Origin of the sequence: Nonomuraea sp. NPDC003560 (assembly GCF_042878785.1) — a bacterium.
In the GTDB taxonomy this organism is placed as follows: Bacteria; Actinomycetota; Actinomycetes; order Streptosporangiales; family Streptosporangiaceae; genus Nonomuraea.
In genome coordinates, this window is record NZ_JBIAOF010000004.1 from 812,322 (window position 1) to 827,068 (window position 14,747).

At 74.7% G+C, this 14,747-nt stretch carries 17 protein-coding genes; 8 read left to right on the forward strand and 9 right to left on the reverse strand.

The window, feature by feature from the left end:
• Window position 1: 1 nt before the first annotated feature.
• Window positions 2-616: a TetR/AcrR family transcriptional regulator gene (locus ACFYUV_RS19970; RefSeq protein WP_387670249.1), complete on the reverse strand. Its 615-nt coding sequence runs from the start codon at window positions 614-616 to the stop codon at window positions 2-4.
• 63 nt (window positions 617-679) lie between these two features.
• Here ACFYUV_RS19970 and ACFYUV_RS19975 point away from each other — a divergent pair, with 63 nt between their 5' ends.
• Together ACFYUV_RS19975 and ACFYUV_RS19980 are read left to right on the forward strand one after the other, a co-directional pair.
• The gene (locus ACFYUV_RS19975) at window positions 680-1,279 is read left to right on the forward strand and encodes a hypothetical protein (protein ID WP_387670251.1); all 600 of its coding nucleotides are present in this window, start codon (window positions 680-682) and stop codon (window positions 1,277-1,279) included.
• Between the two features lie 63 nt (window positions 1,280-1,342).
• Window positions 1,343-1,873 carry a GNAT family N-acetyltransferase gene (locus ACFYUV_RS19980; protein ID WP_387670253.1) on the forward strand — a complete coding sequence of 177 codons (531 nt, stop codon included), beginning with the start codon at window positions 1,343-1,345 and terminating at the stop codon, window positions 1,871-1,873.
• On the opposite strand, the gene ACFYUV_RS19985 is transcribed toward ACFYUV_RS19980, so the two are convergent.
• Both ACFYUV_RS19985 and ACFYUV_RS19990 read right to left on the reverse strand, forming a co-directional pair.
• The gene (locus tag ACFYUV_RS19985; RefSeq protein WP_387670255.1) at window positions 1,848-3,269 is read right to left on the reverse strand and encodes a hypothetical protein; all 1,422 of its coding nucleotides are present in this window, start codon (window positions 3,267-3,269) and stop codon (window positions 1,848-1,850) included. The two genes, ACFYUV_RS19980 and ACFYUV_RS19985, sit on opposite strands and share 26 nt — an antisense overlap.
• Before the next feature lie 124 nt (window positions 3,270-3,393).
• The gene (locus ACFYUV_RS19990; RefSeq protein ID WP_387670257.1) at window positions 3,394-3,915 is read right to left on the reverse strand and encodes a snapalysin family zinc-dependent metalloprotease; all 522 of its coding nucleotides are present in this window, start codon (window positions 3,913-3,915) and stop codon (window positions 3,394-3,396) included.
• Between the two features lie 189 nt (window positions 3,916-4,104).
• On the opposite strand from ACFYUV_RS19990, the gene ACFYUV_RS19995 reads away from it, so the two are divergent.
• Window positions 4,105-5,361, forward strand: a complete 1,257-nt coding sequence (locus ACFYUV_RS19995; RefSeq protein WP_387670259.1) for a cation:proton antiporter — start codon at window positions 4,105-4,107, stop codon at window positions 5,359-5,361.
• Between the two features lie 47 nt (window positions 5,362-5,408).
• On the opposite strand, the gene ACFYUV_RS20000 is transcribed toward ACFYUV_RS19995, so the two are convergent.
• The 3 genes from ACFYUV_RS20000 to ACFYUV_RS20010 form a co-directional block, all read right to left on the reverse strand.
• The gene (locus ACFYUV_RS20000) at window positions 5,409-6,947 is read right to left on the reverse strand and encodes an alpha/beta fold hydrolase (RefSeq protein WP_387670261.1); all 1,539 of its coding nucleotides are present in this window, start codon (window positions 6,945-6,947) and stop codon (window positions 5,409-5,411) included.
• A gap of 144 nt (window positions 6,948-7,091) precedes the next feature.
• Window positions 7,092-7,808 (reverse strand): YqjF family protein, encoded by a 717-nt coding sequence (locus tag ACFYUV_RS20005; RefSeq protein ID WP_387670262.1) that lies wholly within the window; start codon window positions 7,806-7,808, stop codon window positions 7,092-7,094.
• Complete coding sequence (locus tag ACFYUV_RS20010) at window positions 7,805-8,032, reverse strand: hypothetical protein (RefSeq protein WP_387670264.1); 228 nt, start codon at window positions 8,030-8,032, stop codon at window positions 7,805-7,807. Before ACFYUV_RS20010 ends, ACFYUV_RS20005 begins: the two co-directional genes overlap by 4 nt.
• A gap of 141 nt (window positions 8,033-8,173) precedes the next feature.
• On the opposite strand from ACFYUV_RS20010, the gene ACFYUV_RS20015 reads away from it, so the two are divergent.
• The gene (locus ACFYUV_RS20015; protein ID WP_358293573.1) at window positions 8,174-8,929 is read left to right on the forward strand and encodes a ZIP family zinc transporter; all 756 of its coding nucleotides are present in this window, start codon (window positions 8,174-8,176) and stop codon (window positions 8,927-8,929) included.
• A gap of 13 nt (window positions 8,930-8,942) precedes the next feature.
• Here ACFYUV_RS20015 and ACFYUV_RS20020 read toward each other — a convergent pair whose 3' ends face one another.
• The gene (locus tag ACFYUV_RS20020; protein ID WP_387670267.1) at window positions 8,943-9,533 is read right to left on the reverse strand and encodes a helix-turn-helix domain-containing protein; all 591 of its coding nucleotides are present in this window, start codon (window positions 9,531-9,533) and stop codon (window positions 8,943-8,945) included.
• Window positions 9,534-9,650: 117 nt separating this feature from the next.
• Here ACFYUV_RS20020 and ACFYUV_RS20025 point away from each other — a divergent pair, with 117 nt between their 5' ends.
• Window positions 9,651-10,487: an EamA family transporter gene (locus ACFYUV_RS20025; protein ID WP_387670269.1), complete on the forward strand. Its 837-nt coding sequence runs from the start codon at window positions 9,651-9,653 to the stop codon at window positions 10,485-10,487.
• Between the two features lie 98 nt (window positions 10,488-10,585).
• Here the strand turns inward: ACFYUV_RS20025 and ACFYUV_RS20030 are convergent, their stop codons facing one another.
• Complete coding sequence (locus tag ACFYUV_RS20030; protein WP_387670271.1) at window positions 10,586-10,792, reverse strand: hypothetical protein; 207 nt, start codon at window positions 10,790-10,792, stop codon at window positions 10,586-10,588.
• Between the two features lie 58 nt (window positions 10,793-10,850).
• Between ACFYUV_RS20030 and ACFYUV_RS20035 the strand changes: the two genes are divergently transcribed.
• Together ACFYUV_RS20035 and ACFYUV_RS20040 are read left to right on the forward strand one after the other, a co-directional pair.
• Window positions 10,851-11,516 (forward strand): ABC transporter ATP-binding protein, encoded by a 666-nt coding sequence (locus ACFYUV_RS20035; RefSeq protein ID WP_387670273.1) that lies wholly within the window; start codon window positions 10,851-10,853, stop codon window positions 11,514-11,516.
• Window positions 11,513-12,742 carry an FtsX-like permease family protein gene (locus ACFYUV_RS20040; RefSeq protein WP_387670275.1) on the forward strand — a complete coding sequence of 410 codons (1,230 nt, stop codon included), beginning with the start codon at window positions 11,513-11,515 and terminating at the stop codon, window positions 12,740-12,742. The genes ACFYUV_RS20035 and ACFYUV_RS20040 overlap by 4 nt, the downstream gene beginning before the upstream one ends.
• Window positions 12,743-12,777: 35 nt before the next feature.
• On the opposite strand, the gene ACFYUV_RS20045 is transcribed toward ACFYUV_RS20040, so the two are convergent.
• Window positions 12,778-13,314, reverse strand: a complete 537-nt coding sequence (locus tag ACFYUV_RS20045) for a hypothetical protein (protein WP_387670277.1) — start codon at window positions 13,312-13,314, stop codon at window positions 12,778-12,780.
• 187 nt (window positions 13,315-13,501) lie between these two features.
• Between ACFYUV_RS20045 and ACFYUV_RS20050 the strand changes: the two genes are divergently transcribed.
• A complete protein-coding gene (locus ACFYUV_RS20050) occupies window positions 13,502-14,689 on the forward strand; it encodes an alpha/beta hydrolase family protein (protein WP_387670279.1) in 1,188 nt (395 codons plus the stop codon).
• Window positions 14,690-14,747 lie beyond the last annotated feature (58 nt).

A 14,747-nucleotide genomic window follows, 5' to 3' on the forward strand; every position in this document is an offset into this window, starting at 1 on the left:
GTCAGCCGGGCGGCGACGCGGCCGACTCGCCCGCCTCCAGCAGGTCCTCCACCGCCGACAGCGCCGCGCCGACGGGGAGGGCGGGGTCGATCATGTGGTGCAGCATCAGCCCGTCGATCGCGGCGGTGACGAGCGTGGCGACGCCGTCGAGGCGGTCGGCCGGCCAGCCGGGGCGCAGGCGGCCGAGGCGGGTGGCGATGCGGCCGCGGGCCCGGCGGAGCTCGTCGCGCAGCACGGCGCCCAGGGCCGGATCGCGGGTGGCGCCCACGATCAGCTCGGCGGCCAGCCGGGTCGTCGGCCCGTCGGCCGCCGCCCGGGCAGGCAGGCCGCGCAGCAGGGCCAGCGCGGCGCGCTCGTCGTCGGCGGCCAGCAGCTCGGTGACCAGCGGGCCGACGACGAGGTCGGTGGCGCGGCGGAAGATCGCCTCACGCAGGCCGGGCAGCCCGCCGAAGTGGTAGTGGATCAGGCCGGGGTTGGTGCCGGCCCGCTCGGCCACGGCCCGGGTGGTGACGCCGGGCCACCCGTGCTCGCCCAGCAGCGCGACCCCGGTCTCCACAAGTTGCTCACGACGGCGGTCGCCGCGCGCCGAATTTGGCCGATCGGCCAAGTTGGTCATACGGCCAAGTTAGCACGGGGAAAATCGCGTGCGCCATGGCGGCGGCCGGTGTTGCATGTCCGGATGATCGACGAACCGCTGGACCGCCTCCGCGCCGCCGCACGACGTACCCGCGAACTGGCCCTGGACCGGGGGGCCACCGGCGTGGGCCACGAGGACGCCGACGACGACGCCGGCACCATCGGCACCGACGGCGCCCTCGGCTTCGACCCGTTCCCCCTGCTCGAAGCCCTGCACCGGCATCGCGTCCGGGCCGTGGTGATCGGGCAGGTCGCCGGCATCATGCACGGCTCCGCCGAGCTGACCGGCGACCTTGACCTGCTCTGGGACGGCCGCCCCGCCCACGCCCCGGCCCTGGCCGCCGCCTTCGCCTCCGTCGGCGCCCGGCTCGCCGACGAGACGGGCGGCCCGCTGCCCCTGCACCCGGACTCCCTGCTGCGCCCGAAGACGCAGTTCGCCTCGCCGGGGGCCGGCGGCGACTGCTGCACCCCGGCGCTCCCCTGGGGCGGGCTTCGGGTCGGCGAGTGCCTGGACCGCGCGCTGACCGCGACCGGCCCCGGCGGCCTGGAGGTCCACTACGTCTCCCGGGAGGACCTGATCCGGATGCGCCGCGCCCTGGGCCGGCCGAAGGACCTGCGCCGGGCGGCCGAACTGGAGGCGTGACCTGCGGCGCCCCGGCGAAAATGAGTCGTCGGGGCGCGCGGCGTTCGAGTAGGTTCGCCGTTCATGACCCCTACTCTGCGCACCGAGCGGCTGCTGCTGGAGCCGTACGTCCCCGCCGACGAGGACGCGTTCGTCGCCATGTTCCAGGATCCACGGGTCACGCGCTGGATGGGGGACGGCACCGCCACCGAGCCCGAGGACCGTGCGCTGTTCGGCCGCATCTTCAGCAAGGTCTACGCCCAGGACCTGTTCGCCGTCTGGGCCGTACGCCGGGACGGCGAGCTGGTCGGGCACGCCGAGATCAAGCCGACCGACACCGTGTCGGGCCACGAGCTCATCTACGCGCTGGTTCCCGCGGTGTGGGGGGCGGGCCTGGGCCGGGAGCTGGCCGAGGCGATCGTCGGCCACGGCTTCGACGCCCTCGGCCTGACCGAGGTGCACGCCACCGTCGCGCAGGACAACCTCGCCTCGCTGGCCGTGCTGCGCAAACTCGGCTTCGAGCACGTGCGCGACATCGCCGAGGACGACGGCGGCACCACCCGCGTGCTGACCCGCCGCCGTCCGCCGGTCACTCCACCGCGCCCGTCCGCGTGAGCAGGTCCTGGTACCAGGCGTCGTAGGGATGGTTGGTGGCCGGGTAGTTCGCCGGCGGATCGGTCGCCTGGCCGGCCGAGTCGAAGTCCCAGCCGCGGACGAGCCGGCCCGCCCGCCGCGCGTCGGTGATGAACGACGACTGCCCGGCGGGCGCCGCGTAGAACAGCGCGTCCTGCCGCAGCTCCGCGCTGTCGCCCTGCTGGAACTCGGCGAAGGCGACCTGCCGGTGGCGGATGCGGTCGCCGGTGAACGCGTCGGTGTCCACCCGCAGGGTCCGCGACGGGGTCGGGCCGTCGGCGCCGGTCCACACGTGCACGCGGGGCGCGCCGCCGTAGGAGGTGGTCTTGTCGTGGCGGGCGTCGGAGGTCCTGGCGTTGCCGCTCCACGCGACGCTCGCCGCGCCGGCGTCGAGCGTGCCGGACCACTCCCAGTTCTGGCTGTTGCTCTGGCTGCGGTGGATCTCCCGGAGCCGGGTCCCGTTCGCGTCGGTGAAGCGGATCGTCGGCAGCACGCCGTTGTCGTACTGGCGACTGGCGGACCAGGTGATCTCGCCGGCGGCGTCCAGGCGTCCCACGCGGTACCAGAGCGTGGTGGCGTTCTGCGACTGGTGGACCTCGACCAGGTCGCCGTTGTCGTTGAGGGCGACGGCGGGGGTGACGCCGCTGTCGTACCTGCCGTGGCGCAGCCAGGTCACCCGGCCGTCGGCGCCGTACGCGCCGGTCCAGTACCACAGCGCTCCGGCGCCCGAGTCGTGCACCTCCACGACCTGGCCGCGGGCGTTGGCCGCGACGGCCGGGTTCGAGCCGAGGTCGCGCTTGTACAGCGTGCGGGTCGTGCCGTCGCCGGAGATCACCGGGAGCACGCGGCCGCGCAGCGCGTCCACGGTGGACGGGCCGGCCGGGTAGTCCTCGGCCCGCAGCAGCCGCGGCCCGAAGGCGGCGACGAGCTCGTCGTTCAGCGCGGCCGGGTTGCCCGCGGCGTGGGACGGGTTGTCGGTCAGGTCGTCCTTGAGGTCGAGGGCGACGACGATCGGCGCGGCCGCGGGATGGGCCGCCGACCAGCCGGCGATCACCGCGAGCCAGTCGCCGAGGAGGTTGGAGGCCGGGTTGCCCGCGTGGTCCACCTCGTCGCCGGGGGCGTCGTGGCCGACGGAGTAGTCGCGGGCGGTGGCGTACCCGTTGTCGTGCACGTCGAGCTCGACGAAGCGGACGCCGTGGTCGAGCTGGTAGGCGATCGAGTTCCTGGCGCCGGCGATGTTGCCCGAGTAGCTGTTGTGCGTGGCGCGGAAGACCGCCGAGGGTAACGGCACGTCCGCCGCCGCCTCGGCCGATCCGCTCGCCGTCAGGACCGAGGCCGCGGCGGCGAGGGCTGACAGGACGGCTCTCGAACGGGGCATGCGCTGATCCTCACGTCGGGGGGCGATTGCTCCCAGACAATACGATCACGGCCCTCCGGCCAACCCCGCCGGACGAACCGGCGGGGCGGCGCGGAGCGACACAGCCTGACGGGCGCGTTGGAGGTCAGCGGTCCTCGTGGACGCGGCCGAACTCGACCGCGGGCGCGCTGCCGGCGAAGTTGCGGTCCACCTCGGCCCGCTCGGCCGCGCTGGGGGTGGCGTTCGTGCAGCTCACGGGGGCGCTGGAGCCGGACATCAGGTCGCCGCAGAGCCCGGTGCGCCGGTCCGGCAGGCCGAGGATGTGGCCGATCTCGTGGGTGGCGATCCGCAGCGGGTAGTAGCCCTGGTTGACCGCCTGGCGGCCCATCCAGATCGTGCCGCGGCCGAGGCTGGTGGGCAGCGTCCTGGGCCAGTTGTTGTCGGCCAGGACGACGAAGCTGGCGGGCGTGCCCTGCATGAGCCGGACGTTCACCACGTTCGCGTTCCAGACCTGGGCGGCCTGGTCGATCACGGTGACGAACTCCGCCGACCGGGAGGCGTCGTACCGCAGCACCCGGACCAGCACGGCGGCCTGGGCCGGGGAGGTGACCAGCAGGAAGGAGAGGGCGAGGACGACGGAGAGCGTGACACGGAGAGACCTTGACACGGATCCTCCTCCAGAAGTTGGGGGGTCCTGTCACGGTAGGCGCGCAGTCAGGGGTGCGAAAAGTAGCTATTAGTGCATATTGCCGCGATATGCCGACGACGGCCCCGGCTTGTTGATCCGAGCGATACTGAGCGGTTTGCGCGCATAAAAGGAAGATTGTCCTTAGTTGATCAGGGCAGTGGGGCCGGGATGTCCACCCCCGATCTCGTCCTGGCCCTCGGCGGCGCCGCCGCGCTGCTCGCCGCCGTCCTGCCCGGCCTGCTCGCCCGCCGGGCCTTCTCCCCTCCCCTGGTCTACCTGCTCGGCGGCATGGGGCTGTACCTGCTGCCGATCGGGCTGCCCGAGCCCGATCCCGTCGCCCACCGGGCGGCCGTCGAGCACATCACCGAGATCTGCGTGCTGGTCTCGCTCATGGGCGCGGGGCTGGCGCTCAACCGGCGGATCGGGTTGCGGAGCTGGTCGACGACCTGGCGGCTGCTCGGCTGGGCGATGCCGCTGACCGTCGCCGGGGTCACGGCGGCGGCCTCCGGCGTGCTGGGCTGGCCCGTCGCCGCCGCGCTGCTGCTGGGGGCCGTGCTCGCGCCGACCGACCCGGTGCTCGCCTCCGACGTCAGCGTGGGCGAGCCCGCCGACGCCGAGAACGCCGACGACGAGGTCCGCTTCGCCCTCACCTCGGAGGCGGGCCTGAACGACGGGCTGGCCTTCCCCATCGTGTACGCCGCCATCGCCCTGGCCACCGCCGGCGGCCTGGGCTGGACGGGCGAGTGGGCGCTGACGGACGTGCTCTACCGGATCGTCGCCGGGGTCGTCTGCGGCCTGCTGATCGGCCGCCTGCTCGGCCGGCTGTTCTTCCACTCCTCCGCCGAGGAGCTGCGCCTGGCCGAACGCCGCGACGGCTTCGTCGCCCTGGGCGCCACCCTGCTCGCCTACGGGGTCACCGAGCTGGTCAGCGGCTACGGCTTCATCGCCGTGTTCGTCGCCGCCTGCGCCATCCGCCGGGTCGAGCACGGACACGGCTACAACAACGTCCTGCACGGCTTCGTCGAGCAGCTCGAACGGCTCTTCACCTCCTGGCTGCTGCTCCTGCTCGGCGGCTTCGTCGCCGCCGGCGGCCTGGCCCCGCTCACCTGGCGCGGCGCCCTCGTCGGGGTGCTGCTGATCCTGGTCATCCGGCCGCTGGCGGGCTGGCTCTCCCAGGTCCGTGGCCCGGCCGGCCCCCGCGAGCGCCGGGTCATCTCGCTGTTCGGGATCCGGGGGGTGGGGTCGCTGTTCTACCTGGCGTACGCGCTGGGCCACGCCGACTTCGGCGTGCCGCCCGAGGAGCTGTGGGCGGTGACGGCCTTCACCGTGGTGCTCTCGGTCGTCCTGCACGGCGTCACCGCCACCCCGGCCATGGCCCGCCTCGACGCCCTCCGCGAGCGCCTGACCACGGGCACGCGGGGGTAGGACGCGGCCTCGCGGAGAGGGGGCCGCGAGGCCGCGTCGCCATCCGGCTACCGCAGGACGGACGTCCACCCGGGGCGGCCGGGCAGCGGGCTCGGGCCCGGGACCCGCCTGAGCGACGTCTCGTCCGGCGGGACGGCCGGGCAGCGGGCGCCCTGGGCGGGCAGGTCACGGGAGAGCAGGTAGCGGTCGAAGGCGGCCGTCGTGCACTCGCCGCGTCCGTAGATGCCGTGCCCCCACCCTTCGTAGGTCAGCAGCCGGGCCTGCCGGCCGGCCTGCAGCGCCGTGGAGACCGCCCACACGTACGGCGTGGCCGGGTCGTGCAGGGCGTTGCCGAGCAGCAGCGCCGGCGAGCCGTCCACCCTGAGCCGGTGCTGCCGGTTGGGCGTGGCCGTGCCCTGGCAGGCCAGCGCGAGCGGGTGCGCCGCGGCGCTGACCAGCATGTCCGGCGCGACGGCCGCCGACCTGCGGAGCAGCCGGTCCCAGTCGCGGTAGCCGCGGACGGGCAGCGCGTAGTCCTGGCAGAAGACGAAGCTCGCGTCGTTGACGGTCTCCCCGGCGGCCCGGACGGGCGGCGCGAAGAGCGGGCTGACCGGGCCGGCGCCGCTCTCCATGGCGGCCAGCAGCTCGGCGAGCTGGCTCCAGGCCGGGCCGTAGAACGCGCCGAAGGCCAGGCCGATGAGGTCGAGCCTGCGCAGCTTGACGTCCGGCTGCCCGGGGAAGGTCAGCTCGCCCCGGTCGGCCCTGGCCAGCAGCTCGTGCCACACCGCGCGGACGTCCCTGCCGTGCAGCGCGCACGAGTCGGTCCGGCCGCACCAGGCCACGAACTCGTTGAAGGAGTCCTGGGAGGTCCAGGCCTCGGTGTCCAGGAACGCCTGGGTGCCCAGGCTGTGGTCCATGTTGCTGTCCAGCGCGAGGGCGCGGACGCGGCGCGGGTAGCGTTCGGCGTAGAGCTGGCCGATCAGGGTGCCGTACGAGACGCCGTAGTAGGTCAGCTTGTCGTCGCCGAGGGCGGCGCGCAGGGCGTCGAGGTCGCGGATCACGTACCCGGTGTGGACGTTGTCGAACAGCGGGCCGGTGCGCCGGCGGCAGTCCTCGCCGTAGCGCCGGTTGAAGGCGAGCAGGGCGTCCCAGCCGGCCTGGTCCTTGATCGACAGCGGGTCGGGCGCCTGCTGGGCGAGCTCCAGCGAGCAGGTGACGGGATGGCTGCGGCCCACGCCGCGCGGGTCGAAGCCGACTACGTCGAAGCGGCTGGTGATCTCGGGGGTGAAGCTGAGCCAGTTGTTCACCACGGCGTCCACGCCGGAGCCGCCGGGGCCGCCGGGGTTGATCACCAGCGACCCGATGCGGGCGGCCGGGTCGCTCGCCCGGCGCCGGGCCAGGGCCAGCTCGAAGGTCCCGGCGCGCGGGTCGTTCCAGTCGACCGGCACGGTCAGCGTCCCGCAGTCGGCCGCGGGGTCCTCCGCGCACGGCGCCCACCGCACGGCCGGGGCGGCTGTGGCACCGGCGGTGGCGGCGGCCGCGGGGACCGGCGCGAGCGGCGCCGCGAGGGCCGATAAGAGGGTGAGGATCAGGACTGGTCTTCGCATCGCGACTCCAATCGTTCGGGGACCTGATCATCGATCAGTTCCTCCGACAAGACCATCCGACTGGAGGAGGAGACCGGAGTCATCCCTGAGTACCTTCCGCCCAGCCCCCTTCGGACGGCGCGCGTACGCGGATCTCTCGTCAGGTCACCACGACCACATGCCGACGCGGACGTCCACGCCCGGTGAGGCGTGCAGGAGGGGCGGCCCGGCCGGGCCGGGCAGGCCGGCGGCCCGCAGCAGGCCCTGGTCGAGGCCGGTCAGCTCGACGTGCTGCAGCGGCCACGGCGGGTGGTCGACCTCGGCCGCGGCCAGCCGGCCCGCCACCCGGGTGAACAGCCGGTGGCGGGCGGTCAGGAAGTGCGCGAGCTCGTCCTGCTCGTCCTCCCGCAGGACGCCGCCCACCTCCGCCTCGACGTCGCACCGCACGCCCCGCGTCCCCGGCCACAGCCGGCGGCAGCGGTAGCGGCGGCGCCGCCGGTCGATCCGGACCGACATGTCGGACCAGTGGTAGGGCAGCCGGTAGCCGGAGCGTCCGCCGAGCGCGGCCAGCAGCCGTCCCGCGTCCAGGGACAGGAACCAGATGCCGGAACGGCCGCGCGCGTCCCGGACGTACGTGCGGCAGTTGGTCTCCGGGAACGCCGACAACCACGGCACGGCGGGCAGGCCGGGCACCCGTACGTCCTCCATGAGGAACGGCGTCACCCCCACCCACGCCGACCCGTCCATGGTCTCGACGGCGAGCTCGTCCGGCACCAGCTCGCGGACCACTTCGACGGGGTAGCGCCAGTGCAGGAACGTGATGTGCGCCCACCGGTGGCACATCACCGGCAGCGCCACGCGCGGCGACGGCGGCGCCTTCACGCGCTGCGGCGGTGCTCGGCGAGGACCCGGCCGTCGCGCCGGATCCGGGCGGCCCGGTAGGGCGGGACCGGCCGGGTGACGCACGCCCGCGCGGCCGACTCGGCCTCCGCCTGGTCGATCCCCCAGCCGATGGTGTGCCAGCGGTCGCCCGCCGCGTCCAGGGCGGTGATCTCGTAGAGCTGTCGCGCCGGACGCGGGGTGCAAGGGGTGTGGCGGTGCTCCATCCAAGTCTCCTCACGACGGGGGCGGACCGCCGCCTGCCCTACCCGGGGCGTTCCACCCCAATCCCCGCCTCCGGAACGCGTGACGGGAAGGGCTCAGGCGAGAGAACCTTGGGGACGAGGACGCGAGAGGGATCGGTGCACATGCCTGAGTGGCTGGAAGCGGGGACGTGGGGGCTGGTCGCCGGGGGCGCGCTGGTCCTCGGCGCGGCCGTGGCGATGCTGGTGCGGGTCCCGGCGCGGGCGATCGCCGCCGTCATGGCCTTCGGCGCCGGGGTGCTGATCTCGGCGCTCTCCTTCGAGCTGCTGGACGAGGCCGAACGGTCGGGCGGGCTGCTGCCCACCGCCGTCGGCTTCCTGGCGGGAGCCTGCGCGTACGTGGCGGCCAACGCGATCCTGGCGCGGCACGGCGCCCGGCACCGCAAACGCTCCGGCGACCAGCAGCCCAGCGAGGCCGACGCGCAGGGCAGCGGCGCCGCCATCGCCGTCGGCGCGCTGCTCGACGGCATCCCGGAGTCGGTGGTGCTCGGCCTGTCCCTGCTGCACGGCGGCGAGATCGGCCTCGCCGTCGTGGCGGCGGTGTTCGTCTCCAACGTCCCCGAGGGCCTGTCCAGCGCCGCCGGCATGCGACGGGCCGGGCGCAGCCCCGCGTACGTGTTCGGCGTCTGGGGCGGCATCGCCGTGGTCAGCGGCGTGGCGGCCATGATCGGCTACCTGACCCTCCGGTCGGCCTCCCCCGAGGCGATCGCGCTGATCACCGCGATCGCGGCCGGCGCCATCCTGGCCATGGTGGCCGACACCATGATCCCGGAGGCGTTCGAGCAGGCGCACGTCCTCACCGGGCTGATCACCACCGTGGGCTTCCTGTCCGCCTTCGCCATCGAGCGCCTGGCCTCCTGACGGCGAGCGCGGCTCACGGCCGGCCAGCGGTCCAGGGGCCCGGAGGGAGGTGGACGGTCATGATCATGTCGCAGGCGCCGTCGCCCTCGCCCCGGTAGCCGTGCGGGGCGTCGCCGTCGAAGGTGGCGGTCTGGCCCGCCTCGACGGGGTGCTCGGCGCCGTCGAGGACGAGCGTCATCCGCCCGGAGACGACGCTGAGGGTCTCCACCACCCCGGCCTGGTGGGGCTGGCTGGGGTACTCCTCGCCGGGTTCCAGCCGCCAGCGCCAGACCTCGACGGGGGCCGGGCCGGCGGTGGTCAGCATGAGCCTGGCCTGGCCGCCGCGCGGCCCGGTCCACAAGGGGGCCACCGCGTCGGCGGCCACGACGCGCAGGCGGCCCTCCGGCGGCCCCTGCATCAGGGCCGAGACCGAGATGCCGAGGGTATCGGCCAGCCTGACCAGCGTGGCCAGGTTGGGGTTGCCCTGCGCCTTCTCCAGCGCCACCAGCGCGCCCTTGCTGACCTGGGCGCGCCGGCCGAGCTCCTCCAGGGACAGGCCGGCGCGGGTGCGGGCGGCCTTGACGTTGTGGGCGACCGTGCGCAGGGCGCTGGCCGGCTCGGCCATCTGTTCACCTTCCTCGCGGGGCGGACCGGTGGAATGTACTGCGCGGTCGGTCCGTTGTGCTCCAGTAGTCATTCTAATGTACTCTTTGGTCGTTCCGCTGAACGTCCGGGAGGTGTCGTGATCGCTCTGCTGCTGGCCCTGGGCAGCTCGCTCGCCTACGGCTGCGCCGACTTCCTCGGCGGCCTGGGCGCCCGCAGGGCCCATGTGCTGCGTACCGTGATGGTCGCGGCCCCGGCCAGCCTCGTGGTCGAGCTGCTGCTGTGGCCGATGCTCGGCGCGTCGTTCAGCCCCGCCGCGCTCGGCTGGGGCGCGGCCTCGGGCGTCGCCTCGGCGGCCGTGTTCGCCCTGCTCTACCGCACGCTGGCGATCGGCCCGATGAACGTGCTGTCGCCGGTGACCGCGCTGGTGTCGGCCGCGCTGCCCGTCGCCGTGGGGCTGCTCCAGGGCGAGCACCTGTCGGCCGCCGGGCTGGTGGGGCTGCCGCTCGCGCTGGTGGCGGTCGTCCTGGTCAGCGCGGGGCACGGCGCGGGGTCGGCGCGGCCGTCGCGGACGGCGCTGCTGCTGGCCTTCGGCGCCGGGTCGGCGATCGCCCTCCAGCTCGTCTTCCTGCACCAGGCGCCGTCCGACAGCGGGGTGGCGCCGTTGATCGTGGGGCGGGCGGTCTCCTCGGCCGTCACCCTGACCGCGGCCGGGCTGCTGCGCCACCGGCTGGGCCCCGAGCGGCCCGCGTACGCGCTGTCGGCGACCGCGGGCGTGCTCGACTCGGTGGCGAACCTGCTGTTCCTGCTCGCGGCCCGCAGCGGCGACCTGGCCGTGGTGGCCGTGGTGACCGCCCTCTACCCGGCCGGCACGGTGCTGCTCGCCCGCGGCGTGCTGGCCGAGCGCATCCACCGCGGCCAGCTCGTCGGCCTGGGCGCCGCGGCCCTCGCCGTCAGCCTCCTCGCCCTGCCCTGAACCCCGTCCTGAACCCCGCCCTGAACCCCGCCCTGAACCCTGCCCGACCTCTGGCCCCGCCCCTGGCCCCGACCTCTGCCCGGCGGGCCCGCGCAGCGTCAGGAACGCGCGGCGGCGACCACGGCGACGGACAGCGGGACCACCGCCCACGCGCCCAGCATGCCGAGCGGGAGCTGGGCCAGGACCACCCCCACGTACACGGCGACCACCACCCCCATGGCCGCCTGGTCCCCCGTGCGGCCCGGGTCCCAGCGCGAGATGACGGTGGCGGCGCCGAGCACGGTGAGCGCGAGCGACACCAGCACCCCGACGCCGACCTGCGCTGGATCGAGACCGCGCTCGCGCGGATGAAGGAGGACACCGATGCTTGAGGCCAGGGGCCTGGGCAAGTCGTTCGGCGGCACCAGGGCGCTGAACGGCGTCTCGCTCGCGATCGCGGAGGGCGAGATCGTGGCGATCACCGGTCCGAGCGGCGCGGGCAAGTCGACGTTGCTGCACTGCCTGGCCGGGGTCGTCCGGCCAGAGTCCGGCGAGGTCGTCCTCGACGGCACGCGCATCGACACGCTGCCCGAGGACGACCTGACCCGGCTGCGACGCCAGAGCTTCGGGGTCGTCTTCCAGTTCGGCGAGCTGGTGCCGGAGCTGACCGCGGCGGAGAACGTCGCGCTGCCGCTGCTGTTCGACCGGCACGGCAGGCAGGAGGCGATGACCGCCGCGGCCGAGTGGCTGGCCCGGCTGGAGGTGTCCGGCTGCGCCGGGCGGCGCACCGGCGAGCTGTCCGGCGGGCAGCGGCAGCGGGTCGCCATCGCGCGGGCGCTGGTGACCGGCCCGCGCGTGGTGTTCGCCGACGAGCCCACCGGAGCCCTGGACACGCTCGGCGGCGAGCAGGTGATGGGCGCGCTGCTCGGCGCGGCCCGCGCCGGCCGGGCCGCCGTCGTCCTGGTCACTCACGACAACCGGGTGGCCGCCTACGCCGACCGCGAGATCGCCCTGCGTGACGGAGCGGTGCCGGCAGGGGTGGACCGGTGATCGCCGTACTGCTGATGTTGACCAGGGGGAGCTCGCGGGCCGAGCGCGTACGCGCCTGGCTGGTGGGGACGGGCGCGGCGGCGGCGGCGACGTTCCTGGTCTGCACGGCCGTCAGCCTGGCCGACTTCGAGGACGAGGGCGGCTCGCTGACCGGGCTCGGCCTGGCGCTGCTGGCCGTGCCGGTCGCCGGCCTGGTCCACCAGGCCAACCGGCTGGCCTCGGCCACCAGGGAACGACGACTGGCCGCCCTGCGGCTGGCGGGCGCGACGCCGGGCGACGTACGGCGGCTGGGCGCGCTGGAGGGCGGCCTGCTGGCGCTGGCCGGTTCGCTGACCGGCGGCGCGCTCTACGTCGTCACCCACCTCGGCGGGCCGCTGCCGCAGGTGCCGGTGATCGTGGCGCTGGTGGCGTACGGCGGGGTCGCGTCGGGGGCGCGCGCCGGGCGGGACGTCGTCGTCTCGCCGTTGGGAGCGACCCGCCGGGCGCGCGTGCGGGGGCCGCGCGTGCAGGACCTGCTCCTCCTCGCGGCGGGCGTCGGCCTCTTCGTTCTCGGAGCTTGGCTGAAGGGCCGCTTCCCCTTGGCCGGTCCGTACGGGGCCGCCTTGGCCATGGTGGCCGGGCTGGTCATGATGCTGTTCGGGCTGACCCTGGCCACGACCTGGCTGATCAGGGCCTACGCCCGCCGGGCCGGCCGGCGGGCCCGGTCGCCGGAGACGCTGCTGGCCGCGCGGCTGGTCGAGGCCGACCCCCGGGCGTGGGCCAGGGCCCTGTCCGTGGTGAGCCTGACGGTGTTCTTCGGCGCGGCGGCCGGGGCCCAGCAGGCCTCCGTCGGCTACTCCCAGGCCCACGCGCTGGTGGACGTCGCGCTCCTGCTGGCCCTGGCGACCTCGTCGATCGCCCTGGTGGTGCACCAGGCGGAGGAGCTGATCGACCGTCGCCGCTCGTTCGCCGCGCTGGCCGCCGCCGGGGTGCCGGAACGGGCGCTGGGCGGGGTGCTCGTGCGGCAGGCGGTCGTCGCGGCGCTGCCCGTCTGCGTGGTGGCGGCCGTGTCGGGGGTCGCCGTGGTGGTGCTCCTCCTGGTGAGCGTCTACCGCGTCGAGTCGCTGCCGTGGGCGCTGACCAGGGCCGTCCTCATGGCGGGCGTCGGGGTGCTGGCCGCCATGGTCGTCGCCCTGGCGGCCCGCCCCCTGCTGCGGGGCGCGCTGCGGTCCCGCCCGCGGACGTGACCGGCGTCCGCTGACACCGCCCGCCCCCTGGCCGTCTACCGGTGAGCCGCCGCCTCCGGCCGGGGGGCGACCGGCTGCCTGAGCAGCGTCTTCGGGTCGGGGTCGGTGAACTCGGTCAGGTAGATCTCGTGGTGCAGCCCGTTGGGCACCAGCCCGTGCTCGGCCATGAACGCCTCCATCACCTCCAGCGACCTCTTCTCCTCGCTGTAGGGCCCCTCGTGCAGCAGTTCCACGCACTCGCCCTCGGTGAAGGTGACGACCTGGACCCGGTCCACGGCGGCCCCCGACGGGCGGGCCCGCTCACGCGCCGCCTCGGCCGCCCCCGGCTCGGGCATCCCGGGCAACGGCAGCAGCAGGTGCCACCGCCACTGGTCGCGCGGGGTCTCCAGCGGCGGCAGCGACGTGTCCTCCACCCACCACCGCCCCTCCAGCGGCCCGGCGGCGCCGCCCATGGCGGAGGCCACGGCGTACAGGGCGCCGATGGCCGACAGGTGCTCGGCGCCGCCGGGCTCTCCCATGCCCGTGACGTTGAGACAGGTGACGGGATGGCAGTGGACCAGTCGCGGGGTCATGGATCCTCCGGGTAGATCTGGGTGGAATCCCCCAAGCGTGGGGTCTCCCCGTGGGGGAGAGTCCAATCAGCGTCGGCCTGCACACGGCCGAGCTCCCGGTCGCCGCCGCTTCCGCGCCAGCCTCCTCGCCGCACTCACTCCGGCCTCTTATACACCGCGTATATACTCTCGGAGTATATTGCGATGCATGATCAAGCACCTCAGAACGAACCCGGTGGGCAGGACCGCGGCCGTCGCCGGGCTCGCCGCCGTCCTGGCCGCCGGGCTGGTCCACGGCTCGCCGGCGGCGGCGTCCGCGCCCGCGACGTACCTGCCGGCCCCGACCGGCTCGCGGCCGGTCGGCACCACGTCCCTGTACCTGAAGGACACCTCGCGACCCGACCCGTGGGTCCCCTCGGTCAAGGCGCGCGAGCTGATGGTCTCGCTCTGGTACCCGGCCAGGTCGCCGGGCCGCCACCGCGCCCCGTACATGACGGCGAAGGCGTCGGAGCTGCTGCTCAAGGACGGCGGGATCACCCACCTCCCGGCCGACACCCTGAGCAGGACCCGGACCAACGCCTTCACCGACGCCCGCCCCGCCGGACGCCCCCGCAGCCTGCCCCTCGTCGTCCTGTCCCCCGGGCACAGCAAGCCCCGCACCGAGCTCACCGCCCTGGCCGAGGAGCTGGCCAGCCACGGGTACGTGGTGGCCGCCATCGACCACACCTACGAGAACGTCGCCACCTCCTTCCCGGACGGCCGGGTCACCACCTGCGTCACCTGCGAGATCGACGACAAGGGCCCGGCCTGGTGGGCGAAGCTGGAGCAGAGCCGGGCGGCCGACGTGTCCTTCGTGCTCGACCGGCTCACCGGCGCGCACGCGCCGTGGAAGGGGGCCCGCCTGATCGACCCGTCCAGGATCGCCATGGCCGGTCACTCGGCGGGCGGCGCCGCCGCCGTCGCCTCGATCGCGGCCGACACCCGGCTGCGCGCCGGCATCGACCTCGACGGCAGCGTGGAGACGACGCTCTCGGAGGCCGGGACGTCCCGGCCGTTCCTGTTCCTGGGCAAACCGGCCACGTACACGCCGGGCACGGGCGAGCCGGCCGCCACGTGGGAGCGCGTCTGGGCGCGGCTGACCGGATGGAAGCGCTGGCTGCTGCTGACGGGGGCCGCACACACGTCCTTCACCGACCTGGGCGTCCTGATGGACCAGGTCGGCATCGAGGACGGCGCCGCCGTGCCCGGCGCCCGCGCACTCGGCCTCACGCGCGCCTACGTCACCGCCTTCTTCGACCGGCACCTGCGCGGTCAGTCCCGGCCCCTGCTGGACAAGCCGTCGGCCGACGTCCCCGAGGTCAGGTTCTGCAGCCCGGAGGACAAGACCTGCGAGTGACCCGGGGCGGTCTGTACGCGGGGCCGTTCCGGCGGGCATGATGAACAACCATCGGTCC